Consider the following 25,186-nt stretch of genomic DNA (forward strand, 5'->3'; position numbering starts at 1 on the left):
TAACCAGTATAAAGGAAGTTTATGATCCTTTTTGTTAACGCACTTACCGTAATTGATTTTTCTTACTTGTGTAATAAACGAGGCGCAGTTGGCGAGAGCTGGATTGTTGATTTAACCTTGCATGGCAAGTTAAATGAAGAGTCTATGGTGCTTGATTTTGGCTTAGTTAAAAAGCAAATCAAAGGCATTATCGACCAATGTATTGATCACAAGCTGGCCATTGGCAACCAAATTAACGGCCAAGTTGAAAACCATGGTGACTACACAACACTTGATTGTACTTTTGGTGATGATCACCACTTAGCAATGAGCGCGCCAAACCAAGCGTTTTGTTTAATTGATGCTGATGTTATTAATGAGCAGTCAGTTATTGAATTTTTAATTGCTACAATCATGCCGCAGTTACCAAGCAATATCGATAAAATTGAAATTGAGTTAAAGCCAGAGCATAGTAAGAGCTTTTATTATCACTATAGTCATGGCCTTAAAAAGCACGACGGTAATTGCCAGCGTATTATTCATGGTCACCGTTCGCAAATTGGTATTGCCCTTGATGGCATGGCAATGCCACGCTTACAAAAGCAATGGGCTGATAAATGGCAAGATATTTATTTAGCGACAGCAGAAGATCAAATTCAAGCGCCGCAGCTACAGCACATCAGCGCCAAAGAAAATGACCTCTGTTTTGCCTATACCGCCGCACAAGGCTATTTTGAAATGGCAATAAGTAAAGAACGGTGTGATATTTTACCCATTGATACTACGGTTGAATGTATTGCAGGTTACCTTGCTGAGCAAGTTAAAGCGCAGCATCCTGACAATGACGTAAAAGTCACAGCATACGAAGGTGTGGCCAAAGGGTCCATTTGTTATGCGTAAATTATTAGCCGTTTCGTTATTTGCTACTGTGAGCTTTTTTGCTGATGCAGTGGAGCTAAAAGGTCACTTAACCCAAGGCGGGTTAGTGACGGGTCAAATTGATGGGGTTAAGTCAGTTATTTTTAATGGCCAAGCATTAAAAACCACCGCACAAGGTGAGTTTGTATTTGGCTTTGGCCGTGATGCTGAATTAACCCATCAATTAGCCTGGGTTGATTCAGACGGTGTCAAACATCAGCAAGCGATTAAGATCACTAAACGTGATTATAAAATTGATAAAATTACTGGAGTGGCAAGTAAATATGTGTCACCGCCAAAAGCGGTAAGTGAACGTATCAGCCGCGAAGCTGTGGCAGTAAGAAATGCCCGAAAAGTTGACTCTGAGCTTAGGTATTTTTTAGATCCAGTTTACAAACCTGCACAAGGACGTATTTCGGGTGTGTATGGTAGCCAACGCTATTTTAATGGTGAGCCTCGTCGGCCACATTTTGGTTTAGATATAGCCAACAAAACAGGCAGCCCTGTTTATGCGCCTGTCAGTGGTACCGTTGTTTTTGCTGATAACGACCTTTATTACTCTGGCGGAACTTTAATTTTAGATCATGGCCACAGTGTCACGTCTACCTACATACACTTAAGTAAGCTTGATGTAAAAGTAGGGGATACCATTAAACGCGGTGATAAAATAGCTGAAATTGGTGCGACTGGCCGTGTAACTGGCCCTCATCTGGATTGGCGTTTTAATTGGAAAGGCGAACGCCTTGATCCTGCACTTATGATGTTAGATAAATTAGCAAACCAAAAGTAGAGAACATGACAACTCAAGTAAACCGTGAAGAAATAATTGCTCAGCGTATTAAAGACTCAACGACTTCGGTCACAAAAACAGTATTTCCTGGGCGCACTAATCACCACAATACCTTGTTTGGTGGTGATGCATTGGCATGGATGGACGAAGTTGCATTTATTGCTGCAACGCGCTTTTGCCGTAAACCATTGGTAACCATTTCATCAGATAGAGTTGATTTTAAAGAAGCTATTCCAGCTGGAACCTTCGCTGAATTGATCTCAAAAGTTGTGCATGTAGGCAATACAAGTTTAAGAGTCGACGTTGAAATATTCTTAGAAACAATGCACAGGGATGATAAACACTCGGCAATTACTGGGAGTTTTACATTCGTTGCGGTCGATGACAATCACAGACCTACGCCGGTTGTATGCGATAAGATGATTTATGGTTTTTAAACCGAGTTGTTAAGTTAAGAAAGCACTTTTATGGTGCTTTCTTTGCTTTATAAAAAGAACACATCATACTATATTACACTATTTTATATCTTTAGCATCTGCGTTAAAACAATAATTGAGTAACCAAGTAGGGGGCTTAATCTATTCTCTACTTGGTTACTCACATTCAAGGTATTAAAGCACCATAGCGGCTATCCAGCCAAATATTAGTAATGGAATATTAAAGTGGATAAAAGTAGGCACAACTGAATCCCATATATGATCATGCTGACCGTCAGCGTTTAAGCCGGAAGTTGGTCCTAAGGTTGAATCGGAAGCAGGGGAGCCAGCATCGCCTAAAGCACCTGCGGTTCCCACTAAAGCTGCGGTTGCCATCATTGAAAAGTTAAGCTCTAAGCACAGTGGCACAAACAAGGTTGCTATTATTGGCACTGTGGAAAATGAGCTGCCAATCCCCATGGTGATCATTAAACCAACTAATAAAATTAGTGCAGCTGCCAAAGGTTTGTTGCCATCAATAATCAATGCGGCGCTTTGTACTAAGCTAGTCACATCGCCTGTCGCTTTCATTACAGAGGCAAACCCTTGAGCTGAGATCATTATAAATCCAATCATTGCCATCATTGCTACGCCTTTACTAAATACGTCGCTATTTTGCTCCCACTTAACTACGCCAAACAAACTAAAAATCATCACCCCAACTAAGCCACCTAAAATCATTGAACCACTGACATTTTGTGCTGCTAAAGAGGCTAATACCGCTGTAATACCGACTAACAATACTTTTTTAGGTTGTTCTACAACCACATTAGTTGCGTGCTCTTGATGTTCATCATGCTGATAATCCCGACGTTTTCTATAACTGATAAACACAGCTACAATTAACCCAACTAACATGCCACAGGCAGGAATGATCATCGCTATAGGTACTTGGGTATTAATGATATCTAAGCCATTTTCCACTAAGTTTTTATGTAAAATCGAGTATAAATAAATTCCACCAAAGCCATAGGGTAAAACCATATATGAGGTTGCTAGACCAAACGTTAAAATACAGGCAATAGCACGTCGGTCTAACCTTAGTTTATTAAATATAACCAGTAGCGGGGGTATCAAAATTGGTATAAAAGCTATATGGACTGGGACTAGGTTCTGCGATGAAATTGCACACACTAAAATTATCAGTAAAATAAAATAGCTTAAATTCGTTTCGCTATTACTACTAATGTTATTTACTTTAGCGAGTAGTTTTGCAGCTAAAATGCGCGTTAAGCCTGATTTTGAAATCGCAACAGCGAATGCGCCTAGCATTGCATAGCTTAGAGCGATCTCAGCTCCGCCAGAGAGGCCTGCGTTAAATGCGTTTAGGGTATCGTTTAAGCTAAGTCCGGCGGTTAAACCGGCGACTAAAGCACTTAAAGTCATAGCAACAATTACATTAACGCGGGCTAAAGTAAGGCCAAGCATTAAAATAACGCCAATCACGACTGCATTCATAGAGTTCTCTTAGTTGTTGTTTTAATTAATTTTACCAGATTTTTACTGTGTTTTTTACGATAAGCGCTAAATATTAGCTGGCGATAACGCACATCGGAGTATAATTGCGCAAATTGCATGATATATGTCCGCTTGTTAGGCAGCTGTTGAGCTGCATATGCTAAAAATTGCAGCGGCGTTTGATTTGACGGTGCAGAAATACCTTGCTTATTACACCAACGCACAACAGTAAGGTAGTCTTTTGCGAGTGAATGCGCTGGCGATTCTGGCTTTTTAGGCCAAGACAAATACACAAAGTAACAAATAAAGGCTAAACATACGGTTGCTATCACGATCAGTGAAATTTGCCAAAGCTGTTTATTACCGAATAATTCTTTTAGCAGGGAAGATTGCTTTTGCTGGTCAAAACCTAACACCCAATTTGTCCATTGGTAATCAAGATTTTCAAGCTTAAGCCTTAACCAGTTAATACCAGCAATATTACTCAATCGTAATAAGCCAAAACTCAAGTTGCTAGTAAATTCGCTATTAAGCTGCAAGTGCTGTGATAAAGATCCGTTTAATCGTTCAGGTGAAACAACCGCAGTTGCATCAAAAATTTGCCAACCTTTATTTTTTATAAATACTTCAACCCATGCATGGGCATCATATTGATAGACGCTCATATAACTATTTTGTTGATTATACTCACCACCTAAGTACCCCGAAACAACGCGGGCAGGAATACCAACACTTCTAAACATAAATGCAGCTGTGCTGGCATAATGGCCACAAAAACCACGTTTATTAGCAAATAAAAACTGGTCAAGGGTGTTGTTACCGGTAATTGGATCGGGCGTTAAGGTATAGCTAAAGTTATTATTGGCAAAGTAGTCATACAGTGCTGAATAAAAAGCCTGATCATCGTTATTATGTTGTTCATACAGACGTTTAGCTAAAGACTGCGACTGTAAATTAGTCTCTTTAGCTAAACTAAGCTGCACGTTTTGATAGTGTGCAGAGCGAGAGAGTTCAGCCAAGCTAAAAGCATAACTCTGGGCTGTATAGCTAATACTATTAGCTAAAAAACGTTTCCGCAGTAGTAATCCATTGCTGGTTGTTTTTACATCTTGATGGGCCGAGTCGGCAAACTGTAAACCATAAAGCCAAGGCTTAGCGCCAGGCTCTGCAAAAATTTGATAACTATATAATGGTTCACCACGTTCAGCTGATGTGGTTTGGTCAATTACTTGTTGGCTTTTTAAAATGTCCGATATTAACCAGCGTTTCCCATCAAACTCATCATGTATAATCGCTCGCCAGTAATAGGGGGAAGATGGCTTTTGCTGATCAAATTTAGCTCGAAATACTAACTCATCTGAATTAGACAGTTTGGCTATATCAAATGGATCAACACTTTCTGACAAACCGGTTTTAGCGAGTTTTGGCCCCGGTAATTGCCAAAATGCGGGAAGTTTCGGTAACAATAATAATAAAAATATCGCTAAAGGTAGTGCTAGCAACAAAAGTTTGCAGCTGTCTTTAGCTGCAATTTTTAAACTATGTTTAGATTCAATCAGCGCTAAAAGCGCAAAATTTAAAATATATAGCATGCTAATTACTAGCGTAGCAAATAAGCTCTGAGAAAATAGATATACTGTTGAGAGACTAAAAAAACTTAACAAAATGATAGTTTGATAATGCTTTTTTGTATTGGCTTGCAGTAATTTAAATAAGCTAGAGAGGATCAGCATCGCAACAAATAAAGTCACCGTATCGCTAAAACCTACGTCATAAAACAAGATCAATAGACTCAAACCGGCCAAAGTATTTGCTAATATGGCATTGGGTTTATTTCTTTTCAATAAGGTAACGGCTAGATTCCAAATACACAAACTAGCTAATAATGTATTAAATAGAGGAGGTAACTCAGTAAAAATAAAACTCAGCACTAAAATATAAACAATAGATAACGACAAATTGATCGCGGTTAAATTATCAGTGACTTTCATTTTCATCCTTTGCAAAACGGCTTAGTGCTTCTAAACACTGTTTACAATGTTCTTTGGTATCACTGATCGCGTATAGTCCTGCTTCTAATTGCAGGCCATAACTAACGCCTTGTGAGTAAGCCTGAGTGACTAAATAGCTTAATTGTTGTAGGCGGGATTCGGTATTTCCTTGTAACTGATTAAAATCAAAAACAACACTTTGGGCTGAATAATTTACAAACTCTTTTACCATTAATTGCTGAGTTTTTGCGTAATGTTTCCATGATATTCGTTTCATATTCATACCAGTTTGATGAATATTTAAACCATCAAATTCATCACTACCATGGCTGTTTTTATGCAGGCCATCATCAGTGTTGTGGTTATTTTGCAAACTAGCTTCATGCAATGGTTTGAGTTGTTGCGGGTAGACAAATACCGTATGTGCTAATTGCATGTAGCTCCATACTGATACTAATCCAAACGGGTACTTGCTGATTATTTTTAATCGGCGCAAGGGGTATTCACCACGTTCTTTTAATCCTAAATCTAAATTAACTATTTGCTTTTGACTGGTTATTTCATCAACGGTTGTGAGGGTTTTATTTTCATAAATAAACTGCAATGATTGACATTTTTTTCGGTTTTTAGTTGCAGCTCTAATAATGCAGAGCAGGGAGCATAGCTAGCTATATGATTTTTATAATCAATTTTTAATCCTTTAAGATTGCTATAACCCATAAGTAGCGAAAATATCATTACGACAAGCATTAAATAAGCCATCGCTAAAATCAGATTATTCTGATAATTAATGCCTAATATAAAATTAAGCATAGTAACCACTAAAAAGCTCACGCCCAATTTTGATGGCAAAACATATATTGTGTTATGCGTTAAGGTAAGATGTTCGGTATTATGTTTATTTCTTACTAATAGCTTGAATACCTTAGCTTTAAACTGAAACCAAAAAGTAGGGCGCTTTCCTGTTTTATTGTTCATACCTTAAAGTGGCACATCAACAGTATTTATTAATTGTTTGATCTGTTGTGAGCTAACATCATGCTGCAGACCTAAACGATGTTCGCTAACACTAGCAAAAATAGTTTGGACATCATCAGGGGTAACAAAGTCACGACCATCAATAAACGCCCATGCTTTCGCGGCTTTGCCAACTGCAATACTGGCCCGTGGAGATAACGCATTAGCAAATTGGCTGTTATTTCGGGTAGCAGATACAAGCGCCAAAATATAATCAACAACTGGTTCACTTAACATAACAGCACTTACTTTATTTTGTATTTCAATTAATTGTTGTGTATCGATACGTACAGGTAAGTGTGCATAATCACGATTATGTTGGCCTAAAATGAGTTTACGTTCAGCTTCTTTAGGTGGAAAACCCAAACTAATACGCATAAAAAAACGGTCTAATTGAGATTCAGGTAAAGGATAAGTACCTGATTGATATAAAGGGTTTTGAGTTGCTATAACAAAAAATGGTGTTGGTAGGGCATGCTTATCACCATCCATAGTAACTTGGTTTTCTTCCATTGCCTCTAATAAAGCGCTTTGTGTTTTTGGACCTGCGCGATTTATTTCGTCCGCTAAAACAACTTGACTGAAGATAGGCCCTTTATGAAAAGTAAATTTATGCTCATTGGCATTAAAAATACTTGAGCCCAGTATGTCTGAGGGTAATAAATCACTGGTAAATTGCACTCGTTGATATGATAAACCTAATACCGCAGCAAGTGCATGCGATAAAGTGGTTTTACCCATACCTGGCAAATCTTCAATTAATAAATGACCTTGGCTAAATAAGCAGGTTAACGCGAGTTTTATTTGTTGCTGTTTGCCAAAAATAACCTGAGATAAATCATCAATGATCGCTTGTACGGTCTGTTGCATAGTAACCTTGTAGGTTGATAAATTACATTAAATAAGTTCGAGGCGTTTCATCACAGTATCAACTTTTTTAGCATTAAATGGCTTTGCAATAAAACCTTTAGCACCTAGTTCCCAAGTATTTTGAACATTTTCAAGGCTGTTATGGCCAGAGCACATGACAACATGTGTATGTGGGTAATTGTCATTTAAGTATTCAAGAATTTCTGTACCATCGGTATCGGGAAGTTCAATATCGAGAAAGATAACATTCGGAGACTTTTCATCAATCAACGTTTTAGCCGATTCAAAATCTCTGCTTTCAAGAATATCTTCAAAACCTAACTCAGTTAAGATCTGATTTAAGTAGTCACGTATATCTTGAACATCATCAATTATTAGGATTGGTTCTAACGGGCGCACAAATTCCATATTGTTTACTTCTTGTGATACAGCTTAAATTGTATTTTTAATACTATGCTAAGCGATAATGAAGCTCAAGAAAGATACTCGAATTAAACTGTATTATTGAAATAAATCATCACTAAGTCCGATACCGTCTAGTATTGGACTTAGAAGGTGGTTCTAGGTGTGTATTTGCAGAGGTTCGCATTAATATATTTAATAACCTATAATTTATATTATGTTAAATACCGTTATTTTGACACTAATCAGGCCACTATTGCAGTTCAATCAAAATCACAGCCCTAAGCCCTGTTTTAATAACTTTTGTTTTTTTACGATCTTTTTTTATTTTTTTCGATCTTTTTTCAATTTTTGGATCAATTTCATGAAACAACCCTACGCGGAACCATTAAATCGACATTCAAAGGAGTAAAAAATGACCGATTTTAAAACCGCACTGCGTAAAGCTGGCTTTGTTACAGCGACAGGATTGATTGATAGAAAAGCCGCTATTGAGTATTTGTTGACCTCTGAACGCACTCTGGAGCGTTGGATCACAACCAATAAACCATGCAAACGCGCCCTAAAATTACTCGAACAAAAGATTGCGGGTGTTATCCAAAACGGGAATTGGAACGGCTTTTATATTTGCCCTCAAGGGTATTTATGGACGCCCAACGGCAGACGTTTTGAGCCGTTGTATTTAGAGCGTGTGTGGATTCTGCAGCAAAGCACCCGCTTTAAGGATGCAACCATTGTGAACTTAAAAGCGGAGCTTACGCACTTAAAGAACCTGGTTTCTACCCGGGAGCGCTTAAAAGAAATGGGCCACGAATTAATAGAAATCTCCACTAACTGGGATTTTGTGGAGCAAATGCAAAAACAAATGACTGAGCAAGCCGACGAACTGGAGCCAATCGCACCACTTAAAAAGGCGTAGTAATAAAAAAGCCCTGGCGATTATGCAAGGGCTTTTCCTCAAATATTAGTCGGTAATTTTTTTAATATTGTTCTAGAGTCACCTTTTTTAATTTCAAAATAGCCCAAGAAATCAAGGAAAATAAAATACTTTCTAAGCTCATTCCTTCTTACGTTTAACACATTAGAGAAAATTCTTTCAGAAATAATCGTTTCACCGACATCATATATTTCGTTTAAGTGACTACTAATTTCACTATAATTAACATTAGAAGATAGGAATTTATTTAAACCTCTTTCTATATCCTGTTTAGAAATATTTTCAATTTTATTTATAACTCTTGTTCTTTTCCCAGGCGAGACTTTAATAACACCAATAATGTCAAGTATAAACAATGCCTCCCTAACCATTGGCAAACTGTAAAGTGTATCCATTGCAAAAACTTCTTGACCTGGTAAAGTATCACCAATTCTATATTTAGTTTCAATTTCCTGATTTATATTATTTAACGTATCTGACAATACAAACATTATTACCTCCATTTAAAAACTTACTTTAGCGCATCACTTAAGGCGCTGACAAGTTCGTCATCCAGTTTATTGCTTGTTTTGCTGGCTAGGTGTTTGGCCGTAGCCAGACATACGCGCTTTAAAAACGCTTCTGTGACTAACTTTACTGCTAAGTATTTACCGAGTGTTGCTAACATAGTTTACCCTCTAGTGCTTTTATTCGTTCGTCCTGGGCGTTGATGATCACCTTTAGCCAGTTAATGTCATTTTTTAACGTGGCTACAGTGGCAATAAAGCCCCCTATTTGTACGCCTATTACTATCAAAGTACCTGAATCCATACGTTATCCCTTAAGCGCTGTCACGATGCTAGACGCATCAACTAGCCCACCAATAAGCGGTATATAGGGCGCTTTGAGCTGTAAGTTGGCATCAAATATTTGTTCTATGTAATCGCCGTGGTCGTCATGTGACATGTACATGGCCTTAAGCCAGGTCTTATCAATTACGCGCTGCTGAGCGTCTAACTTATCTGGATTTAGGTAGAAACCAGGATTAGGGTATTTGATGTAATTGCTGCCATTAACGGCAAATTGCACTTCAGACAATGCTGCCGCTACGTGCCGCGTTAATGGCCGTGTTACCTTTTTTAGCGGTATCAAAGAACCCGCCTTCTTTTGTGTACCAGTAGTATGCGCCAGCTGCGAGTAGCAACCATTTAAAATTAGCATTCATAAAGTTAGCCATAAAACCCCCATTCGAAGCCCTGGCGTATTTCGTCCAGGCTAAACGGTTGCGATCCATTTTCCATGTGTATCATCGCGGCCAATACCTGCGGATAAGTCTCCCGCGTTAAAGGCCGGTCTTGCTCAATCCCTGTTTTTTGGCTCACAAAGTTGATGTAATTTTGTGTGTCGTTTTCATGTTCACCCTGAGCATTAACAGGTGGAGCCCAACGCGACACAATACCTGCGATAGTCGTTAGTTGGTATTTGGCGGCGTAGGTGCGCAATATGCGCCCCGCTGCTCTTAAACCATGCTCTACCGTTTCGAAGATCACAAAGCGGCCATCATCGCCCGCACGGCCAACCCAATCAGTGCCGTTTTCTTCAATATTGAGTGGGTTATTGTTTCGTAAGCCTTTAGATTTAGCCATGTACAGCGCTCCAGATAGCAAGATAATAGTGACAAAAGTTAAGGTGATTAGTGTGTTTTGGGACATTAGCCGCGCTCCTGCATAACTTGGCATGTACCCGCTAAAGCAAATACATTGTTTTCAGTCCACACTTTTAGGAAACGAGTGCCCACAGTTTGCCCAGCTGTATAACCAGCTGATGTGGTTTCATCTACCATAAAAACGCGGTGTACGCCGACACTGAGACCGTTAGGCCATTTCAAGTGTTGATTACCTTCATATTCATAAGTGCCAGGACTCACCCCACCTGAAACGAACCCAGTATTATCAAGTGCTTCTGTCGTTGGATCGCCTTGGGTAATAAATAATTTCGAGCCATGCGCAGTCACCCCTTCATCAAATTGAAGTAAGACCTTTAATTTAAAAGGCACACCAGCCATACGAGCAGGAATTTCAATATCAAAGTAAGGTACCCCCAGGTTTTCTAATTCAGTTCGCGTTCTTACCGTTCCGTATTCCCAGGGAACAGCAACATTACTTACACTGCCATCATTATCAAACAACACTGCTTGTGCTGTATCGGATATATAACAATTCACATGCCCATAAGCGCGTATTTCAAACTCTTGTCCCGCTTTATATCTACGGGCATTTTGTGGTGTACCGAGTACAACGGCCATGTTTTCACCACCAATCCAAATATCCTTATCACATTCAACACGGGCTATTACTCGCGCTGGATCATTCTCTAAAAGTGTATTGATGCCATTACTAATAAACACCTGATCAGCACGTATTGTTTGTTGCCTAATACTTGGCTCTTGTACATCAATTGGCTGCTGACCAGCCCAGATAGTGATATCCTGGATAACATCAGAACTAATATAAATATTATCAAACGGAATATTTTTAAGTGACATGCCCTGCCACATGATTGATTCAAATACTTTACTGCCGTTTTTAAATAGACTGACGCGAGTAACAGGCGCCGCTTTTAATAATGTAAAATGACTGCCGACTGTGCTTATGAACACACCTTCGTTATCGTTTTGACGTTTTTGAAATAGCATTTATTTTCTCCCTACGGTTAGCGCCAGGGCGACAACGCCCGCCATGCCGACAACGACATAAATCATGGTTTTGTTTGTGTCTTTTGCCAATTGGCTGTCATCGCTGCGACTCATGTCATCAACGAACTGCAATGCTTGCTCACTGGCCAACAGTGAACTTTTAGCTGCATCCGAATAAGCGGCGGCGGTACCGGTGGCAAAATCACGGGCTAAATCACTGCTGTTATTGGCGGTAAAATAGGCTAATTCTGATACCCGTTCATTGCTATCACCGATTGCGTCAATCGTGTTTAACATGGCGTTGTTAGCAAAGGCGGTATTGGTTGCGTGCATGGATTCAGATAGACTCGCTACATCACGGGCTAAGCTGCTGTTGGCATCAATTGAGGTTTCTGCCAGGTAACTTTGTGCCTCGATGCTATCGCGCGCTAAGTTGTTCTGTGCATCGATACTGTCACGAGCAAGGCCGCTTTGTGCATCAATGCTGTCACGGGCTAAATTAGTATTAGCGTCTAACGCATCAGAGCCAAACCCAAGCGCGTTACCTACAACGTCAAATATGCCTTGCTGTGAACGCTCAGCAAAGTCGAGTGAATCACGGCCAAAATCGAACGCTTCGCCTAAACTGTTATTGGCAAAATCTAAGCTGTCGCTGTTTACATCACGGGCCATGTTAAACGCGTCACTGGTGACGTTCTCGGTCATGATGTTGTTTTGATAGGTCATATCACTAGCAGCACTGACCATGGTGTCCATGTTGCCTGACATATCCCCCCAAATATTAACCAGGCCGTCTACTAAACCATGATCTGTTTGTTGAATATTGTAGGTGTTACCGTTGCCAACGGTCATATAACCTGTGTTATCACCTTGTACACCCAAAGACGTACTGGTGTTATTAGTGGTTTGGCGGCTATCAGATCTGGATTTACTACCCATTATAAAACCATCCTATAAACTAAATGCCCGTAGGTATCGGTCATTTCATAGTTAAAATTGTAAGCACGTAAATGACGCGCTAAGGCTTTTCGCTTTGTGTGGTACACAATGGAGGGGGTTTTTAATTTGCGCGCAATTCTAACGATGTGCGGGGCCATTTTGAGCAAGTTTTTACCCTCGGCGCAGACCACACATAACCCGTCATCATCAAGACGGAGCACACAGTAGCAGTTTTGAAATTCAACTAATAAAGCCTGGCTAAGTTCTATTTGTCGCTGTATATCAGCGTAATCGTTGAGGTTTCCAGCTGCTGTTTTGATGTTTTCAAGTTCGCTACTGTGTGCAATACGCATAAAATTACTTTTTGAATAAGAACAATGCAGCAAGGGCAATTGCGCCGAGTATTAACAACTGATTGTTGTTATTCGACCCAAAATTGATAGCCCCGCCTTGGAATCCTATATTCGCCGACTGGTCTCCAGTGCCTGAACTAGCGGCACTGGAATTACTCATGCCACCACCGCTTGTTAATGGTCCCATTACTTACCCGCCTTACGTGAACGTATCCAATCACGGGCGTATTCAGCCACGATTGCACCAATGGCCGCGACGGCCACACCGTAAGCAAAAAATTTAATGCCTTTTCCAGATGGTTGTTGCATTACTTTTTACCTCGCAAAACTAAGCCCAGGACAAGTAGCCCACCAAACGCCATGATCACCGTTTTTTGTGGGTAGCCAAATACCATTGGCTCAGCGGCTTGAGAACCTGGTACTTGTGGCACTTTTGGCGCATCAACTAAACGCGCTGCGCCATTTTTAAGTTCTGGTGTACTGGTGTGTTCAACACGCCCTTGACCTGTGCTGTTTTTAGCGGCTTTGATGGCTTCATACTGTCCGTAAGAGTTAACAGCCTGCGATAACAAACCGCCAAAATCTCCCCAGATACTTGAGGGCTGAGGGGCACCAACAGGCATAATATTATTTGCTGCGACCCCCGTTGCTCCTAACATGTTTGCAAACATACAACCCCCTTAGAAAGTCGATTGTGCGTAGTTTGAGAAGTAGTAAACAACGATTTCACATTGACCTTCAGTCTCAGAATCAATTTTTAAGCGCATATCACGAATAGCTGCATCTAACTTTAAACTGCCGTACATATCGCCTTCGAGCATGAAATCAATCAAATACTCATCAACGCGTGGGCTACGGCCATTTTGTTTAAGAATATGGTTGTGTAACTCAAGTGGGATAGCATCACGCCATTTCACGTTATCAACCAAAAACTCAACGCCTGTAATGCCTGGCGCTTTAATAAGAATTTGACCAATGTGCGCACCAGGTGGCTTTGGCAAGTTTTCAATTTCTGTGCGGCCATTGAGCAGGTTTTTCATATACGAGCGGCGTTTGAATAACCAACCAGGCACAGCGGGGGCTGATTTTTCACAGTATGCTTCAAGCGTTGGTGCTGTTGCAGCGGCATCAATATCAAACTTGATTTGCACAGTTGAAAGGCCAACGGTACCCAATGCAAAAAAGCGTTGCTCAACAAGCTTAGGGCCTTGTGCGCTTTCTAGTTCATCACGTACAAAATGGAAAGTTGCATAGCCGTTTAAGGTTTCACGCTTAAAGGTGTTGTTCTCATTCAGTAAGTCTTGCAAGGTTTTGTATTCTGTTAGCAAGTTACCATTTAGCTCAATACGAATGTTTTTAAGCTGGGCGGCGGTCATACCTGAGTATTTCAGATGGATTTTGTCGTAAGTCAGGCCAACGGGGACGTCTAGCGATACAGTGTTACCAGCTTCTACACCCGTAATACTTGGCATTTTTGAAATTTCGCGCATGTAAATTGCTCCTAGTTAATTAAGTTTTTAACAGGACGCAAAGCGCGTACTTTATTGATAACGGCAAAAGCGGCTAATGCCATACCAACTGTGATCAAACGATTTTTAGTAAACATATGTGCGGCTCCAAATGTAGTTGCACGGTAATGGAGCCTGGAGAGTAAATAGTAATATATTGGTTTGCTTAAGCTTTACTTATAGCTAAAATGAAGAAAAAATTTATGGATAAAATAATGACAAATTGGAAAGATCATATCCCTCATTGGTCAGTAATAAGAAGCATGGCAGATATTAAGCTAGTAAAAATCTCATATGTTTGGATAATAATAGTGCCAATTCTAGCCAAAAGTTTAAATAAAATTACTGAAGTTCTACCTATCACTATAGGGCAAGTAACTATAGAACTTAATTTGGCACTACCATTTAGTTGGCAGCTGTTCTTTTTTTCAGCACTCACATTTACATTAGCTCAATTTTTATATGCGATATTTTGTCCCGATATAATAAAGAAATATAAAAATATTAATGAATTTCAAGATGATGGAAAGAGCGTTATTCAGCTAGGTTCTTATTTGAAAAATTTATTAATAGATAGGAAGACAAAAGTATATACAAAGCGCAATTTTTACAAAGAGTTTGTTACTGAAGCAGAATTAAAAAATACAACTCCAGAATCTATAGCAAATTCTTATGTTGCTCACTTGAATAATAAATCTGTTGAAAAAATAGAAAGTCAAACCCCAAAAGCGTTTGAAAAACAAACTGATACGCTATACAACTTATCGCCAGAAAGGTTTAAAGCAATATTTGAATTTACCATTAAGATCTTTGATGACCAAAAACCAATTCTTAGATTGATAATTCTTGTATTGTACCTTTCCGGCTTTTTATTATCATTCTGTGTATTGCTTCAGAATGTCATGTCAGTTATTAGAACTGTTATCTAAACTCAATCGTTTGTAGCATAGCCTTGTCGGTTCCTTTACGGATCCAATACTGTATTTGCTTACGGTGAATGTTTTTAATCGTTTGCAACTGCTGAACAGTTACCCCCATTTCTGCGGCCATGTATTTATAACTGGCTGCGGATTTCAGCGCGCCACACCACATAAATTCAACCTGGTTGAGTATCGTTTTATCCGATTCTTGTGGGCGCTGGGTGATTGCAAGCAACCTACCGCCGTATTTACGCACCTTTCTACATAGCTCCCCCCAATTAGGCGGGGCTTTACCAACGCGAGTAACATCGGCTATTTCATCAGCTAAAATATCCATCGGGGCCGCTTGGTGGCAAATAGCAAAGACCAAGGCCGCCCACTTCTCGAAATTTTCTTCTGTGGGCCGAACCGTAAGCGCGCAACGAATAGGACCAAAACCGCATTTTTTAACCAGCTTTTCAAACGCGGCCATAGTCCGAATGCGGGGTAATGAATAATCTTCGTCAGGGTCCCATGCAATGATCCGCTTTTGTTTAAAGTCGACAGTTTCACGCAAAAACGCTGATTTGCCGCTACCTGACGCGCCAACAATTAACACATTGCGGTTTTCTAAACTGGCATCATGGCGTTTTAGGGGTGTCGGTGGTCTCTTCATCCTCGTTTGCCTCCTCAACTTTGTCTAGGTTAATATCGGTCATTATGCGCGGGCCAAATATCCCCACTGAAACAGCGCCTAGCGCCCACATAGGCGACATTTCAACGTCTGGCATGGCTTCATCAATGGCATGGCTTAGCCCTCGCGCTTCATCTTCGCTTAGTACCCAATGCTCACCACGGCGAGCCGCTAGGTAATTAGTGCCGAACACCACCATGGTACTAAGCAGATCACCGGCATTAATTTTGGGCTTTTCGCCCTGCTCAGCCATAACCTGATCAGTTATTTCGGGACTTTTTTCATCATCAGCAAAATCACCAAAATCACCAAAATCAGGGCTACCTAAACGGGCCGCAATATCATCAATTGTTTGCTCTGGTACGTCAGTTTTTAGGCTCATGTGTCATCCTCTCCAAAGAGTGAATCCATAAAGGTTTTTTTACGGGTGGGTGTTGTGGCGGCTTTGGTTTGCTCCTCGCGGGCAACTTCGGCGGCTTCGTGGGCAGCTTCGTCAATTTCTACGCCGTTAAGTTGGCGCATATTGTCACGAATGAATTTTTGCCCGCCTGGTAATGTACATTGAATGGTGCCGCATGGGCCGTGTGGGCCGTCCATACACCGATAATATAAACGGGCTGAACGGCTGGCTTGTTCGTGAACGGTTGCATCTTCACTGCCACAGTGCGGGCAGGTGATTTTACCTAATACGGCTTTACCCATTGCTGCGCTCCCGTTGTAGCTGCTCTACATTGTGCGACAGTGTGATCACTTCTTTCATGAGTAACGCACACAGCCTGCGTTGGGCTTTAGCGAGTTCTAAGGCTTTAGATTTGACGTTGAATGCACTACTTGCAGCTACTTCTGTTTCAAGCACCAGGATTGATTCAAATTGCGCATGGATTTTTTCTTTAGAATCAGACATTTAACTTTAACCACCTGTTTTTTAACGAAAAAAACGAAATTTGTGGATAAGTGGACAAAAGCCGCTACGCGTCTTATTGCCACACTTACCGCACAATACAATAAGCCGTGGATATGTGGACAAAAGCCCCTTCGGGTCTTGTTGACACACATACCGCACCGCCCAATAAGTTTTATTTGCATTTTTATCAAAACAGGTCAGTTTTTTTATTCGCCTGCGGCGGGCCAAATGCTGGCCCCTGCGGGGCTTTTCTCCTCACTTACGCCTAGGGTTGTATGGGCCGCAATAAAGAGCCATTGCAGCCCAGAAAAAGGATGGCCCCTGCGGGGCTATTCTCCTAGTTTATGATGCGCGCCCTAAAAGGGCTGGAGACTCTTATAGTCTTGCTGCCCCTCGCTGCGCTTCGGGTGCAGCAAGCCCCTTGTAAACCGCTATAAGATTAACCGAACTCAATCGGTACTTATGCTAATTACAATGTAGGCGCTGCACCCTTAGCCGCTTGAGGGGCTTATCAGTACACGCTAATTTAGTGCGTACTGGTAAGCCGTTGCTTCGGATGGCGGTTTGTCGTGGTAAACGTACCGCAAGAGTGACTATTCAAGTGCTTTCAACCTACGCACCCCTGATACCCCTGCTCACTCTCATAACGTTGGCCGTGTTCCTAACGGTTATGTGCGGGAGATTGCGAGTCTCCAATTACCCCAGTTGGGCGCTTATCCTAGCCAAAAATGTTATCGCTTCGTACAGGTAGGGCTGTTGGTATTGTTCCCGTGATAGCCCTATTGGAGCACTCAACCCCCACTATTGCGGTGCGCTTAAACCACAAAACTCTATGATCCAATTTAAGCGCTAAAGCTCCGCAACCGTTTATTTAACGAGTGTATTTATAGCTAAAGCTACCTTGATAGCTTTAGCTATAAACACAAAAACCAGCACAAGGCTGGTTAGGTAATTAGGTTGAGGGCTTTAGCCTCTTCTTTAAGCTTTAGGTATTCCTGGGGGAGTACTTGAAAGGATCCGCAAAATTCACCACCACGTACCAAATAAATTACTTCAATGTCATCATTGAAAAGTAGTGCGTCAAAGTAAACGGCTATGCCACCATCTGAGCTAGCAATACCATTATCAAAGGAAACTCTTATTTTTGTGTTTAAAGCCGTTTCTAGGCTTAAATTTTTAGTTGCTTGTGTCATCGCTTCTAATCCATTCAGGGACGTTTTAAGTAACCATTCATGTCAAATTAAGAAGACGGGGCTAAACTGAAAGCTGCGACCCTCTCAGCCGCCCCGCTGACCTGAATGATACCTCTGCCGAGGCCACACAATAGTAACTTGCCAATCGACCAAGTCAATTGCCAAGTTACCTTGCAAAGCCCTGAAATTAGATTATTTTATGCTTCTGCACCTGCGGCCTGAATGAGAAAAGTTATGAAAATAAGCAATTCGATTGAACTACTCGATTGGTTTAAAGCCACCGTGGACATTGAGTCCGACTATATGACAGCCAGCTTGCTAGGTGTATCAAAACAAGCAATATCCAAGATAAGACAAGGAATCAATGAATTTAGTGAAGATAACGCTTTAATGATCGCAACGATTGGTAAACACCCTGAACCCTTGAAAATAGTAGCTACCATAGAGTTAGCTAAGGCTGAAAAGGCTGGTGATACAGAACGCGCTAAATTATGGCGCCAGTATGTCGCTTAGGTCATTTTATCCCCCGTCAAAATGGCGGGGAATAAATATACAAAGTAAGGCGCAGCAAGGGACACAGCTACGGTCGCAGCCTAACAGAAAGATTATGTTAAATAGAGTGAGTTTTATAAGTAACAACCTAATTACCGTGATTAATAAACGCTATTTTCCCTATTTGCATGCAAATTTAGATTAAATCAGTTACACCAATTTCAAACACCTAACTCACACATAACTAATTGTTAATGGCTGGTTGTTTAACTTTGACTCTAAACGCACTTTAAAAGCTGTTTTATATTAGCTGACTTTGAGCACTGCTCATTTACACACAACTATAATGAGCTGCCGATGTTTAAACTTTACCGGCAGCTATGATGGTATTTAACCCTGGCCTAGCTCTGCCGTGATCATAAAATCTTGGTACGATATTTTTACTTGGTTGCCTATATAAGCAAACGTATTTGGTTTTTGAACAGCGTTCATTAGTTCGTGTACTTGCTCAATTGCCAGTTGGCCAGTTAAGAACTTTTCAACTTGAGTGCTGCTAACTGTAACAGCGCTACTATATATAGGTGCGTTTTTACGTGACATTCCGTTTAGTATATTCACAGGCAAGTGCCCTAGCGTTAATTGCTAGCTATCTGGTATCGACTTTTTAAGCGCTAACTTTGCTGCTGTTACTTAAATTTCAACCATATTTACTTACTAATCATTTTTAACTTTACATAATTATATTTGTAAACCATGTTTATATTAGTTACTAATGTAAAGGAGTACGATATGAAACTTATTTCTATTATTGCTGTTACATCTATACTTTGTGGTTGCAGTACATACTTTAAAAAATCCTATATATCTATTGCCGATAAAAATGAACAAACTGTTGGTACGCTCTTTGTTTGGGAGCCAGATACCAGTGCTGCAGTTATCTTAAACGATCCAGATGGAACAATTAGAGCTTGCATGCAAACTGCATTAGCTATTAAAACAACCGATAGCAAAGGTGAAGCAACTATTTCAGAAGCTATTTTGAACTTGTCCAAAACTGCCGAAAGTGTCTCAACTAGTCAAGGCACTAGTTCTGAAAAAGCGCTTGCGCTGGCTGAGTTATCTGGTTCAATTAAGCAAACTGCAAATATTTTAACAACAACTACTGAACGAACTGCTTTTTTGAACATGGGATTATTCTATATTTGCCAACTATCTGCAAATAAATCAATATCTGAATCTACAACTCTACAATTAACATCTGAGCTTATTAAACAAACCGTTACAATGCACAATAAAGAATAAAAATATTAACGGTAACCCCCTACTCCGGCCACTATTGGATTGTTTCTGCATTAACTAAATACCAATAGAATAACCTGCAGATGCGAGTTTGTCTGAAAATTTCATTTAAAAGTCTTTATGCTCATCATGAGTGATATAGCTCCAAACTAATGCCGTATTCAATATTCGTGATAGTTATTTACATAGAGTGACTAATAATGGTCTTTATTTCTTCAAATATCATTTTTTCAGAAGTCATGCTAAATTAATTCTATGCAAAATTTTTTGCTAAATAACATTATCGATAATATCGATAATATCGATGATGTTGACTTCGGTATTTTAGAAAAAGTAAAAGAAAAGTTAGCAGTAAATAATGATAAAGGTTTACTACATGTAGCTATTGTATTCACATACATAAGAACACTCCGTGTTGTGGACAATTGTTAGTATGTACCTTAAAAAATATTCACTGGAACTTTATTTATGCATTTTGGCAGTTGAAATAGATGAAGTTAATAAAACTAGCTCAGAACTTCTCCAACTAATATTAGTGATTAGTAGCTAACACTTTGGTTGAAAAAGTTTTAGAGAAATTACTTTATAAAAAATTGCCTACAAGACGTGAACTTCTGATGTGCAAAAGTTACAACAATACTGACTCAAAAGCTTTTGACTGTCATGAGTGAGGTATTTGTTGATACTGTTGCAGATGGATCTTTGTCTATGGCGTAAAAAAGGATATTAATATGCTTAAAAATACATTTAAAATTGCAACTTTACTGTGTGCAACATTAACGATTTGTAATGTTGCAGCCCTTGCTCCTCAAGCAGATCGTGCAGTTATTCAATATATGAGTGCAGATATTTTACTACCAGATAATTCATTGCTTAATGTTGATATGAGCTTTGATTGTGGTAGTGACTTTTCTAAAACGGCGATGATTATAACCAGTGATGCAGGTGCGCATTTACTTGCTACTGCATTTGCAAGTATGTACGGCAACGCAGCAGGTGATCAGGTTTTGCATAGTTGGAACACTAAAGTAAATGAAGCTGACCCTCGAAAGCCTACATTTCTAGTTGTAACTCCTCCTGAAAATGCTCATGAAAATTGGTATAAAAGTACTATATCAAAAGGGGTTAAAAAAACGTTAAATTATCAAGCGGAATCATTAACATCTGAACGTTCTGATGATTTAAACGTAGAGTTACCAATTGTAAAGCCATATTGTGGTTCTAGAGATCACAGGCCAACATCGGCACAATAATGGTCACTAGGAAATGTGTAAGCCAATTTGATTGGTAATAATAATAAAATGGACACCATTATGAACAAGTTACTATTTTTAATCTTCTTTATGTTGAGTAGCACTTATTGTTTTGCATTTAACATGCAGCATTTGAATGCCGCTACCCAAGATAATAACAAGAATATTTATTTTTCTTCACATGATGGTGTCTATCGTTTCGATGGTAGTCATTACCTAAACCTTTCGAGTATCTCTATTTTACCTAAGCGTTGGACAAGTGATGTTATCTTTCAATCACCAGGTTATTTGTATATAGCCTATAAAGATAAAGAGGTGTGGCAATTTAATCTAAATACGCTTGAAGCCGTTAAACTTAGTGATATCGCAGCTAGAAAGCTGGCAGTAAATAATACATATTTATTTATGTTAGCTAGAGAGCAATTAACGTTACTTGATCTAGAAACATTTGAAGTTACTGAGCCGCTTGGTAAAAAAGATAAGATGTTTGATGTATCTGCCTCAGCCAACCATGGGTACATTATGGCAAATGACGGTGTCTACGTGATTAATAATAGGAGTGTACGATTAATTGATGACACACATGTTAGTGACGGAGAGATAGTTGCTACACCTTACGGAGTGATTTATTTTTTAAATGATCATATGACATCATATTCATACTTGAATGACATAAAAATTGTTAATGACGACATTACAAGTGCAAGACATCTGCGCTTTTCACCTCCATATTTTTTGTATTATGTAGACCGTGGCTCTATAAACCAAGCTGAAATAACACAACTATCAGTGTTACAAAAAGGCATAAACTCCCATCCTCAAGCATATAAAGACTTGTTTGTTGATGATGAACAAAATTTATGGGCATTAGATGTTAATAGCTTTGAGGTCGTTTCATCTAAGGTCAGACTCGATCGTCTTTCAATTGCTTCGATTTACAATGTGATCGCAACAGTAAATGGTAAAACCTGGATAGGCTCTGATAACGGGCTTTATATTTACTCTGACGGTCACTATTCTGCTCTTAACAATTTGAATCAGCAAATCTCAAAACTTGGTTTTTCTGTCACTGCATTACAGCAAGAAGGTGACACGCTGTTCGTTACTACTAATTTAGGTGCATATGCTATTAACTTGACTACACAGCTTGTTACTCAGTTCTTTAAAGGTTATGTAATTAACTTAGCAGTTATTAATAAACAGATTTACTTATCCACAAATGATGAGGGAGTTCAAATATTTGATTTAGCCCTTTCGCAACTCGATTCAGGGTATATCAATAAATTTCTATCGCATAAGACTGCTTGGGCAACTAAAAACCTTGGAGGTATACTCTATATTGCTAATGAAAAGGGGTTGATATCTTTTAATCAACGGGGTGATGCCTCGATTGAACTTGAAAAATATGCACCTATCGCAGATATTCAATTGTTAGGTAATACACTTTATGCTGCAACTTACGGCAGCGGTTTATTTAGAAAAATTAACGGTCAGTGGGAATCTATTGTAAGCCCGCTATATATTAATGAGCTACATTCATTGAGCCAAGAGCTCTATTTATCTACTAACCATGGTATTCACAAGTTTAGTATGGATGATGCTTACACTAATCTTTTAGAAGGTACAGGAGATCATTCTTTTACACCAAATGGAATATTAAGTATTAGTGATAAAATTGTTGCGGTTAGCAACCAAGGCGTAATAAGAGTTGAAAGAAAAAAGCAAGAAACTATACCAAATAGTCGTATTAGTTATATAAGAACAAACACTAAAACGTACTTAAATCCAGAAACGTTAAAAGTGAATAACTCTGGCTGGCTTGATATAGCTTTGACTAATTATAGCTACACGCTTAGCGATCACATTAATTATCAATACCGCTTAAATATGAGTGAATGGCATGATATCCCTACCCCATTAATACAATTAAATAAGCTAAACCCTGATAATTACACATTAGAATATAGAAGCAAAGTTAATGGAGGTATGTGGAGTAAGCCACAGTCTTTCAATTTTTTTGTAAGTGGGCCTTGGTATAGCTCAAATAGTGCTTTGTGGTTTTATGCTTTAATACTAATTAGCTTATTTTTAGGTGTTGCTAGCTTTGTATTCTTTTGGTTGCAGAGTTTTCACCGTGTTTTTAAGTCACATCAAAAGCAATTACAGCGTGAAGGGCTAAGTGTTGCTGCTATAAACTTAGCAAACGGCATAGATTTATGTGGCGGAGATCAAATAATGGTATGTAAAGGCCTTGATAAACTTAAAAAAGCACATGAAATTTTAAGCCCTATTGCTAATAGCCATGCAAGCCTTGGGCAGAACGACTTGGCTACAGCGATTGATATGCTACATATTAAATGTTTATCAAGGGATGGTATTGAGTCGGAATTCAATATCACGCTTGGTAATGAAGTTCTTACTAAACAATTACAGTGTGATATTTATGCGGTGTTATACCATGCTGTTGAGAATATATTTAAACATGCAAGTGCAACTAAAATAACAGTTCACTTAAATAAGATCGGTAACAAGTTAATATTGCAGGTACTAGATAACGGTAAAGGCCTATCAATGTTTACCCGCTCTATAAATTTTGGCCTAGGTTATTACGTGATGAATAGTATTGCAAAAGAATATAAACTGCCTATTAAGCGAAGCTCTAGCAGCAAAGGGACTAAGGTAGTAGCCCAATTTCCAGTGATCTTACAACCAAAAAAATTCAAAAAAGTGAGTTACATACAAGCAAATATCAGCCAAATTAATGGCTGAACATATGGCAGCTGTTGCTGCTCAGCGGTTATACACTTCAACGTGCACTATCAAGCGCTGATCTGATTAATGCAGCGCCGCAGTAAATGGGATGTTTTTACATATTTCAGCTTCAGCGATAAGAATTTCTTCTAATCGCGAATCGACCTCATTTTTATCAAAATATTCATAAGCCAGCTCGACAAATAAGTTTTTATGTTTTTCTTCTGATTTAGCTATTGCCACATAAAAATCTTTTTCTTTGCCGACTGGTAATGCTTGTGCAACTAAAGAGAAACGCTCGTGTCCCCTCGCCTCAATTACGGCACCTACTAATAATCTATCCATTAAAAATTCATCGCGGCCATTTCTAAAAATCGCGCGAATTTTTTTTACGTACGGATCTTTTTGGTCGTTACCTAAGTTAACATCACGATCAAGCAATAGCTTTAATACTTGTTTAAAGTGGATCATTTCTTCCAGTGCTAAATCGGTCATTGCTTTTACAAGCTTGCGGCGATCTGGATAATGCGACAACATCGACATAGCCATACCGGACGCTTTTTTCTGCAGCGGCATGATCTTGTAAAAAGGTGTCAAAGTCTGCCATCACAGCTTCGGTCCATGCAAATGGAGTGTGGTATTTTAATTCGAACATAAATATTTTACCTAAAAACTAATGGCGAGATTTTAACGCAATTGAACTACAAAATCTTGTTACAGCAATAATTTTTAATTACCTTGAGTAGTTACTTCTTATCAAGATGTTGGGTATAGATATTTATCGATTTTACCATTTGCTGTTGATGCAACTTTTAGTGGATGCTTTATTGCATTCCAAGCTGTTACCTTGCCGCCAATATTCATTTTTTCAAACTTTGTCAGTTCAGTTTGTAATTGCAAAAAATCACAAAGCTGATTAAAACTTTTTGGATGGGCTATATCTATTGATAAAAAGTCAGCTGCTCGCTTAGCAAAATAGTTATGTGCAGCACTTTTGTGTTGCTCATAGCATTGTTGTAAATAGGCATCATTGTGTAACTCATTAATAGAAAAACTACCAAAGGTATGCAGATAACAACGCTTAATATGTGGGTTAAAACCCCCATCCTCTCGCATTAAGTTGGTGTGCATTCTCAGTAATAATTGGCGAATTGAAGGCAGCCACTTTTCTGCTTCCCGCTCTAAATAGATAAATTTAGCACCTGGATAAAGTGAATCTAAATATTCGTAATCATTAAAAATTGGTGTGTCAGCAATCACTTGCGCTTGGTTAAAACATTGCTTGGTATAGGCTGTATGGGCACAACTAAAACCAAGTTGTAAAAATGCATGGCATACACTGGTTGTGCCCGTACGAGGTAGGCCAATTATAAAGATTTTAGTTATTGG

At 39.2% G+C, this 25,186-nt stretch carries 35 protein-coding genes and 1 pseudogene; 9 read left to right on the forward strand and 27 right to left on the reverse strand.

The window, feature by feature from the left end; translation table 11 throughout:
• Positions 1 to 21: 21 nt before the first annotated feature.
• Genes P4S61_RS17505 through P4S61_RS17515 form a run of 3 tightly spaced genes read left to right on the forward strand, consistent with a single transcriptional unit; the run spans position 22 to position 2,124 of the window.
• Complete coding sequence (locus P4S61_RS17505) at positions 22 to 879, forward strand: 6-carboxytetrahydropterin synthase (RefSeq protein WP_149981106.1); 858 nt, start codon at positions 22 to 24, stop codon at positions 877 to 879.
• Positions 872 to 1,687 (forward strand): M23 family metallopeptidase, encoded by an 816-nt coding sequence (locus tag P4S61_RS17510; RefSeq protein WP_337118748.1) that lies wholly within the window; start codon positions 872 to 874, stop codon positions 1,685 to 1,687. Before P4S61_RS17505 ends, P4S61_RS17510 begins: the two co-directional genes overlap by 8 nt.
• A gap of 5 nt (positions 1,688 to 1,692) precedes the next feature.
• The gene (locus tag P4S61_RS17515) at positions 1,693 to 2,124 is read left to right on the forward strand and encodes an acyl-CoA thioesterase (protein ID WP_064666260.1); all 432 of its coding nucleotides are present in this window, start codon (positions 1,693 to 1,695) and stop codon (positions 2,122 to 2,124) included.
• A gap of 174 nt (positions 2,125 to 2,298) precedes the next feature.
• Here P4S61_RS17515 and P4S61_RS17520 read toward each other — a convergent pair whose 3' ends face one another.
• Genes P4S61_RS17520 through P4S61_RS17545 form a run of 6 tightly spaced genes read right to left on the reverse strand, consistent with a single transcriptional unit; the run spans position 2,299 to position 7,907 of the window.
• A complete protein-coding gene (locus P4S61_RS17520; RefSeq protein ID WP_337118749.1) occupies positions 2,299 to 3,621 on the reverse strand; it encodes a Na+/H+ antiporter family protein in 1,323 nt (440 codons plus the stop codon).
• A complete protein-coding gene (locus tag P4S61_RS17525; RefSeq protein ID WP_337118751.1) occupies positions 3,618 to 5,612 on the reverse strand; it encodes a transglutaminase TgpA family protein in 1,995 nt (664 codons plus the stop codon). Before P4S61_RS17525 ends, P4S61_RS17520 begins: the two co-directional genes overlap by 4 nt.
• On the reverse strand, positions 5,599 to 6,216 hold the full coding sequence (locus P4S61_RS17530) for a DUF58 domain-containing protein (RefSeq protein WP_337118752.1): 618 nt from the start codon (positions 6,214 to 6,216) through the stop codon (positions 5,599 to 5,601). The genes P4S61_RS17525 and P4S61_RS17530 overlap by 14 nt, the downstream gene beginning before the upstream one ends.
• Positions 6,168 to 6,590 carry a hypothetical protein gene (locus P4S61_RS17535; RefSeq protein ID WP_337118753.1) on the reverse strand — a complete coding sequence of 141 codons (423 nt, stop codon included), beginning with the start codon at positions 6,588 to 6,590 and terminating at the stop codon, positions 6,168 to 6,170. The genes P4S61_RS17530 and P4S61_RS17535 overlap by 49 nt, the downstream gene beginning before the upstream one ends.
• Before the next feature lie 3 nt (positions 6,591 to 6,593).
• On the reverse strand, positions 6,594 to 7,499 hold the full coding sequence (locus tag P4S61_RS17540; protein ID WP_182732067.1) for an AAA family ATPase: 906 nt from the start codon (positions 7,497 to 7,499) through the stop codon (positions 6,594 to 6,596).
• Between the two features lie 27 nt (positions 7,500 to 7,526).
• Positions 7,527 to 7,907 carry a response regulator gene (locus tag P4S61_RS17545; RefSeq protein ID WP_145233960.1) on the reverse strand — a complete coding sequence of 127 codons (381 nt, stop codon included), beginning with the start codon at positions 7,905 to 7,907 and terminating at the stop codon, positions 7,527 to 7,529.
• A 409-nt stretch (positions 7,908 to 8,316) separates the two neighbouring features.
• On the opposite strand from P4S61_RS17545, the gene P4S61_RS17550 reads away from it, so the two are divergent.
• Positions 8,317 to 8,820 (forward strand): DUF3653 domain-containing protein, encoded by a 504-nt coding sequence (locus P4S61_RS17550; RefSeq protein WP_337118754.1) that lies wholly within the window; start codon positions 8,317 to 8,319, stop codon positions 8,818 to 8,820.
• A 38-nt stretch (positions 8,821 to 8,858) separates the two neighbouring features.
• Here the strand turns inward: P4S61_RS17550 and P4S61_RS17555 are convergent, their stop codons facing one another.
• The 13 genes from P4S61_RS17555 to P4S61_RS17615 all read right to left on the reverse strand — a co-directional run bounded on the left by P4S61_RS17555 (position 8,859) and on the right by P4S61_RS17615 (position 14,294).
• Positions 8,859 to 9,329, reverse strand: coding sequence for a hypothetical protein (locus tag P4S61_RS17555; RefSeq protein ID WP_337118755.1), 471 nt, complete (start codon positions 9,327 to 9,329; stop codon positions 8,859 to 8,861).
• Positions 9,330 to 9,349: 20 nt separating this feature from the next.
• The gene (locus P4S61_RS17560) at positions 9,350 to 9,505 is read right to left on the reverse strand and encodes a hypothetical protein (protein ID WP_301562226.1); all 156 of its coding nucleotides are present in this window, start codon (positions 9,503 to 9,505) and stop codon (positions 9,350 to 9,352) included.
• Positions 9,499 to 9,648, reverse strand: a complete 150-nt coding sequence (locus P4S61_RS17565) for a hypothetical protein (RefSeq protein ID WP_337118756.1) — start codon at positions 9,646 to 9,648, stop codon at positions 9,499 to 9,501. The genes P4S61_RS17560 and P4S61_RS17565 overlap by 7 nt, the downstream gene beginning before the upstream one ends.
• Before the next feature lie 3 nt (positions 9,649 to 9,651).
• Positions 9,652 to 9,915, reverse strand: coding sequence for a hypothetical protein (locus tag P4S61_RS17570; RefSeq protein WP_337118757.1), 264 nt, complete (start codon positions 9,913 to 9,915; stop codon positions 9,652 to 9,654).
• Positions 9,908 to 10,054: a hypothetical protein gene (locus P4S61_RS17575; protein ID WP_337118758.1), complete on the reverse strand. Its 147-nt coding sequence runs from the start codon at positions 10,052 to 10,054 to the stop codon at positions 9,908 to 9,910. Before P4S61_RS17575 ends, P4S61_RS17570 begins: the two co-directional genes overlap by 8 nt.
• Entirely contained in the window at positions 10,047 to 10,463 is a 417-nt protein-coding gene (locus tag P4S61_RS17580; RefSeq protein ID WP_337118759.1) for a virion protein, read from the reverse strand. Before P4S61_RS17580 ends, P4S61_RS17575 begins: the two co-directional genes overlap by 8 nt.
• A 65-nt stretch (positions 10,464 to 10,528) precedes the next feature.
• Complete coding sequence (locus P4S61_RS17585; RefSeq protein WP_337118760.1) at positions 10,529 to 11,512, reverse strand: hypothetical protein; 984 nt, start codon at positions 11,510 to 11,512, stop codon at positions 10,529 to 10,531.
• A complete protein-coding gene (locus P4S61_RS17590; protein WP_337118762.1) occupies positions 11,513 to 12,451 on the reverse strand; it encodes a hypothetical protein in 939 nt (312 codons plus the stop codon).
• Positions 12,451 to 12,804 (reverse strand): hypothetical protein, encoded by a 354-nt coding sequence (locus P4S61_RS17595; protein WP_337118763.1) that lies wholly within the window; start codon positions 12,802 to 12,804, stop codon positions 12,451 to 12,453. Before P4S61_RS17595 ends, P4S61_RS17590 begins: the two co-directional genes overlap by 1 nt.
• A gap of 4 nt (positions 12,805 to 12,808) precedes the next feature.
• A complete protein-coding gene (locus tag P4S61_RS17600) occupies positions 12,809 to 12,991 on the reverse strand; it encodes a hypothetical protein (protein ID WP_337118764.1) in 183 nt (60 codons plus the stop codon).
• Entirely contained in the window at positions 12,991 to 13,113 is a 123-nt protein-coding gene (locus P4S61_RS17605) for a hypothetical protein (RefSeq protein ID WP_337118765.1), read from the reverse strand. The genes P4S61_RS17600 and P4S61_RS17605 overlap by 1 nt, the downstream gene beginning before the upstream one ends.
• Complete coding sequence (locus P4S61_RS17610) at positions 13,113 to 13,475, reverse strand: hypothetical protein (RefSeq protein WP_337118766.1); 363 nt, start codon at positions 13,473 to 13,475, stop codon at positions 13,113 to 13,115. Before P4S61_RS17610 ends, P4S61_RS17605 begins: the two co-directional genes overlap by 1 nt.
• A 9-nt stretch (positions 13,476 to 13,484) precedes the next feature.
• Positions 13,485 to 14,294 carry a major capsid protein P2 gene (locus P4S61_RS17615; protein WP_337118767.1) on the reverse strand — a complete coding sequence of 270 codons (810 nt, stop codon included), beginning with the start codon at positions 14,292 to 14,294 and terminating at the stop codon, positions 13,485 to 13,487.
• A 233-nt stretch (positions 14,295 to 14,527) separates the two neighbouring features.
• Here P4S61_RS17615 and P4S61_RS17620 point away from each other — a divergent pair, with 233 nt between their 5' ends.
• On the forward strand, positions 14,528 to 15,241 hold the full coding sequence (locus P4S61_RS17620; protein WP_337118768.1) for a hypothetical protein: 714 nt from the start codon (positions 14,528 to 14,530) through the stop codon (positions 15,239 to 15,241).
• On the opposite strand, the gene P4S61_RS17625 is transcribed toward P4S61_RS17620, so the two are convergent.
• The 5 genes from P4S61_RS17625 to P4S61_RS17645 form a co-directional block, all read right to left on the reverse strand.
• Complete coding sequence (locus P4S61_RS17625) at positions 15,234 to 15,887, reverse strand: ATP-binding protein (RefSeq protein WP_337118769.1); 654 nt, start codon at positions 15,885 to 15,887, stop codon at positions 15,234 to 15,236. The genes P4S61_RS17620 and P4S61_RS17625 overlap by 8 nt on opposite strands.
• Complete coding sequence (locus tag P4S61_RS17630; protein ID WP_337118770.1) at positions 15,853 to 16,287, reverse strand: hypothetical protein; 435 nt, start codon at positions 16,285 to 16,287, stop codon at positions 15,853 to 15,855. The genes P4S61_RS17625 and P4S61_RS17630 overlap by 35 nt, the downstream gene beginning before the upstream one ends.
• Positions 16,284 to 16,607, reverse strand: a complete 324-nt coding sequence (locus P4S61_RS17635; RefSeq protein ID WP_337118771.1) for a hypothetical protein — start codon at positions 16,605 to 16,607, stop codon at positions 16,284 to 16,286. Before P4S61_RS17635 ends, P4S61_RS17630 begins: the two co-directional genes overlap by 4 nt.
• A complete protein-coding gene (locus P4S61_RS17640) occupies positions 16,600 to 16,809 on the reverse strand; it encodes a hypothetical protein (RefSeq protein ID WP_337118772.1) in 210 nt (69 codons plus the stop codon). The genes P4S61_RS17635 and P4S61_RS17640 overlap by 8 nt, the downstream gene beginning before the upstream one ends.
• 944 nt (positions 16,810 to 17,753) lie before the next feature.
• The gene (locus P4S61_RS17645; protein ID WP_337118773.1) at positions 17,754 to 18,002 is read right to left on the reverse strand and encodes a hypothetical protein; all 249 of its coding nucleotides are present in this window, start codon (positions 18,000 to 18,002) and stop codon (positions 17,754 to 17,756) included.
• Positions 18,003 to 18,236: 234 nt separating this feature from the next.
• On the opposite strand from P4S61_RS17645, the gene P4S61_RS17650 reads away from it, so the two are divergent.
• A complete protein-coding gene (locus P4S61_RS17650; RefSeq protein WP_064666337.1) occupies positions 18,237 to 18,515 on the forward strand; it encodes a hypothetical protein in 279 nt (92 codons plus the stop codon).
• A 369-nt stretch (positions 18,516 to 18,884) separates the two neighbouring features.
• On the opposite strand, the gene P4S61_RS17655 is transcribed toward P4S61_RS17650, so the two are convergent.
• A complete protein-coding gene (locus tag P4S61_RS17655) occupies positions 18,885 to 19,112 on the reverse strand; it encodes a hypothetical protein (RefSeq protein WP_259397336.1) in 228 nt (75 codons plus the stop codon).
• Between the two features lie 171 nt (positions 19,113 to 19,283).
• Between P4S61_RS17655 and P4S61_RS17660 the strand changes: the two genes are divergently transcribed.
• The 3 genes from P4S61_RS17660 to P4S61_RS17670 all read left to right on the forward strand — a co-directional run bounded on the left by P4S61_RS17660 (position 19,284) and on the right by P4S61_RS17670 (position 23,815).
• A complete protein-coding gene (locus P4S61_RS17660) occupies positions 19,284 to 19,796 on the forward strand; it encodes a hypothetical protein (RefSeq protein ID WP_337118774.1) in 513 nt (170 codons plus the stop codon).
• A 728-nt stretch (positions 19,797 to 20,524) separates the two neighbouring features.
• Complete coding sequence (locus P4S61_RS17665) at positions 20,525 to 21,046, forward strand: hypothetical protein (protein ID WP_182732069.1); 522 nt, start codon at positions 20,525 to 20,527, stop codon at positions 21,044 to 21,046.
• Between the two features lie 60 nt (positions 21,047 to 21,106).
• Positions 21,107 to 23,815 carry an ATP-binding protein gene (locus tag P4S61_RS17670; protein WP_337118775.1) on the forward strand — a complete coding sequence of 903 codons (2,709 nt, stop codon included), beginning with the start codon at positions 21,107 to 21,109 and terminating at the stop codon, positions 23,813 to 23,815.
• 66 nt (positions 23,816 to 23,881) lie between these two features.
• Here P4S61_RS17670 and P4S61_RS17675 read toward each other — a convergent pair.
• Together P4S61_RS17675 and P4S61_RS17680 are read right to left on the reverse strand one after the other, a co-directional pair.
• Positions 23,882 to 24,452, reverse strand: a pseudogene (locus P4S61_RS17675) (tRNA-(ms[2]io[6]A)-hydroxylase).
• A gap of 101 nt (positions 24,453 to 24,553) precedes the next feature.
• A complete protein-coding gene (locus tag P4S61_RS17680; RefSeq protein WP_337118926.1) occupies positions 24,554 to 25,183 on the reverse strand; it encodes a sulfotransferase family protein in 630 nt (209 codons plus the stop codon).
• Between the last annotated feature and the right edge of the window lie 3 nt (positions 25,184 to 25,186).

Origin of the sequence: Pseudoalteromonas sp. B160 (genome assembly GCF_037162485.1) — a bacterium.
In the GTDB taxonomy this organism is placed as follows: domain Bacteria; phylum Pseudomonadota; class Gammaproteobacteria; order Enterobacterales; family Alteromonadaceae; genus Pseudoalteromonas; species Pseudoalteromonas rhizosphaerae.

Excerpts from the sequence above, each read along its gene's own strand:
- P4S61_RS17505 (WP_149981106.1), top strand. The coding sequence starts at position 22 with ATGATCCTTTTTGTTAACGCACTTACCGTAATTGATTTTTCTTACTTG.
- P4S61_RS17510 (WP_337118748.1), top strand. The coding sequence starts at position 872 with ATGCGTAAATTATTAGCCGTTTCGTTATTTGCTACTGTGAGCTTTTTT.
- P4S61_RS17515 (WP_064666260.1), top strand. The coding sequence starts at position 1,693 with ATGACAACTCAAGTAAACCGTGAAGAAATAATTGCTCAGCGTATTAAA.
- P4S61_RS17520 (WP_337118749.1), bottom strand. The coding sequence starts at position 3,621 with ATGAATGCAGTCGTGATTGGCGTTATTTTAATGCTTGGCCTTACTTTA.
- P4S61_RS17525 (WP_337118751.1), bottom strand. The coding sequence starts at position 5,612 with ATGAAAGTCACTGATAATTTAACCGCGATCAATTTGTCGTTATCTATT.
- P4S61_RS17535 (WP_337118753.1), bottom strand. The coding sequence starts at position 6,590 with ATGAACAATAAAACAGGAAAGCGCCCTACTTTTTGGTTTCAGTTTAAA.
- P4S61_RS17540 (WP_182732067.1), bottom strand. The coding sequence starts at position 7,499 with ATGCAACAGACCGTACAAGCGATCATTGATGATTTATCTCAGGTTATT.
- P4S61_RS17545 (WP_145233960.1), bottom strand. The coding sequence starts at position 7,907 with ATGGAATTTGTGCGCCCGTTAGAACCAATCCTAATAATTGATGATGTT.
- P4S61_RS17550 (WP_337118754.1), top strand. The coding sequence starts at position 8,317 with ATGACCGATTTTAAAACCGCACTGCGTAAAGCTGGCTTTGTTACAGCG.
- P4S61_RS17555 (WP_337118755.1), bottom strand. The coding sequence starts at position 9,329 with ATGTTTGTATTGTCAGATACGTTAAATAATATAAATCAGGAAATTGAA.
- P4S61_RS17560 (WP_301562226.1), bottom strand. The coding sequence starts at position 9,505 with ATGTTAGCAACACTCGGTAAATACTTAGCAGTAAAGTTAGTCACAGAA.
- P4S61_RS17565 (WP_337118756.1), bottom strand. The coding sequence starts at position 9,648 with ATGGATTCAGGTACTTTGATAGTAATAGGCGTACAAATAGGGGGCTTT.
- P4S61_RS17575 (WP_337118758.1), bottom strand. The coding sequence starts at position 10,054 with ATGGCTAACTTTATGAATGCTAATTTTAAATGGTTGCTACTCGCAGCT.
- P4S61_RS17580 (WP_337118759.1), bottom strand. The coding sequence starts at position 10,463 with ATGGCTAAATCTAAAGGCTTACGAAACAATAACCCACTCAATATTGAA.
- P4S61_RS17585 (WP_337118760.1), bottom strand. The coding sequence starts at position 11,512 with ATGCTATTTCAAAAACGTCAAAACGATAACGAAGGTGTGTTCATAAGC.
- P4S61_RS17590 (WP_337118762.1), bottom strand. The coding sequence starts at position 12,451 with ATGGGTAGTAAATCCAGATCTGATAGCCGCCAAACCACTAATAACACC.
- P4S61_RS17595 (WP_337118763.1), bottom strand. The coding sequence starts at position 12,804 with ATGCGTATTGCACACAGTAGCGAACTTGAAAACATCAAAACAGCAGCT.
- P4S61_RS17600 (WP_337118764.1), bottom strand. The coding sequence starts at position 12,991 with ATGGGACCATTAACAAGCGGTGGTGGCATGAGTAATTCCAGTGCCGCT.
- P4S61_RS17605 (WP_337118765.1), bottom strand. The coding sequence starts at position 13,113 with ATGCAACAACCATCTGGAAAAGGCATTAAATTTTTTGCTTACGGTGTG.
- P4S61_RS17610 (WP_337118766.1), bottom strand. The coding sequence starts at position 13,475 with ATGTTTGCAAACATGTTAGGAGCAACGGGGGTCGCAGCAAATAATATT.
- P4S61_RS17615 (WP_337118767.1), bottom strand. The coding sequence starts at position 14,294 with ATGCGCGAAATTTCAAAAATGCCAAGTATTACGGGTGTAGAAGCTGGT.
- P4S61_RS17620 (WP_337118768.1), top strand. The coding sequence starts at position 14,528 with ATGACAAATTGGAAAGATCATATCCCTCATTGGTCAGTAATAAGAAGC.
- P4S61_RS17625 (WP_337118769.1), bottom strand. The coding sequence starts at position 15,887 with ATGAAGAGACCACCGACACCCCTAAAACGCCATGATGCCAGTTTAGAA.
- P4S61_RS17630 (WP_337118770.1), bottom strand. The coding sequence starts at position 16,287 with ATGAGCCTAAAAACTGACGTACCAGAGCAAACAATTGATGATATTGCG.
- P4S61_RS17635 (WP_337118771.1), bottom strand. The coding sequence starts at position 16,607 with ATGGGTAAAGCCGTATTAGGTAAAATCACCTGCCCGCACTGTGGCAGT.
- P4S61_RS17640 (WP_337118772.1), bottom strand. The coding sequence starts at position 16,809 with ATGTCTGATTCTAAAGAAAAAATCCATGCGCAATTTGAATCAATCCTG.
- P4S61_RS17645 (WP_337118773.1), bottom strand. The coding sequence starts at position 18,002 with ATGACACAAGCAACTAAAAATTTAAGCCTAGAAACGGCTTTAAACACA.
- P4S61_RS17650 (WP_064666337.1), top strand. The coding sequence starts at position 18,237 with ATGAAAATAAGCAATTCGATTGAACTACTCGATTGGTTTAAAGCCACC.
- P4S61_RS17660 (WP_337118774.1), top strand. The coding sequence starts at position 19,284 with ATGAAACTTATTTCTATTATTGCTGTTACATCTATACTTTGTGGTTGC.
- P4S61_RS17665 (WP_182732069.1), top strand. The coding sequence starts at position 20,525 with ATGCTTAAAAATACATTTAAAATTGCAACTTTACTGTGTGCAACATTA.
- P4S61_RS17670 (WP_337118775.1), top strand. The coding sequence starts at position 21,107 with ATGAACAAGTTACTATTTTTAATCTTCTTTATGTTGAGTAGCACTTAT.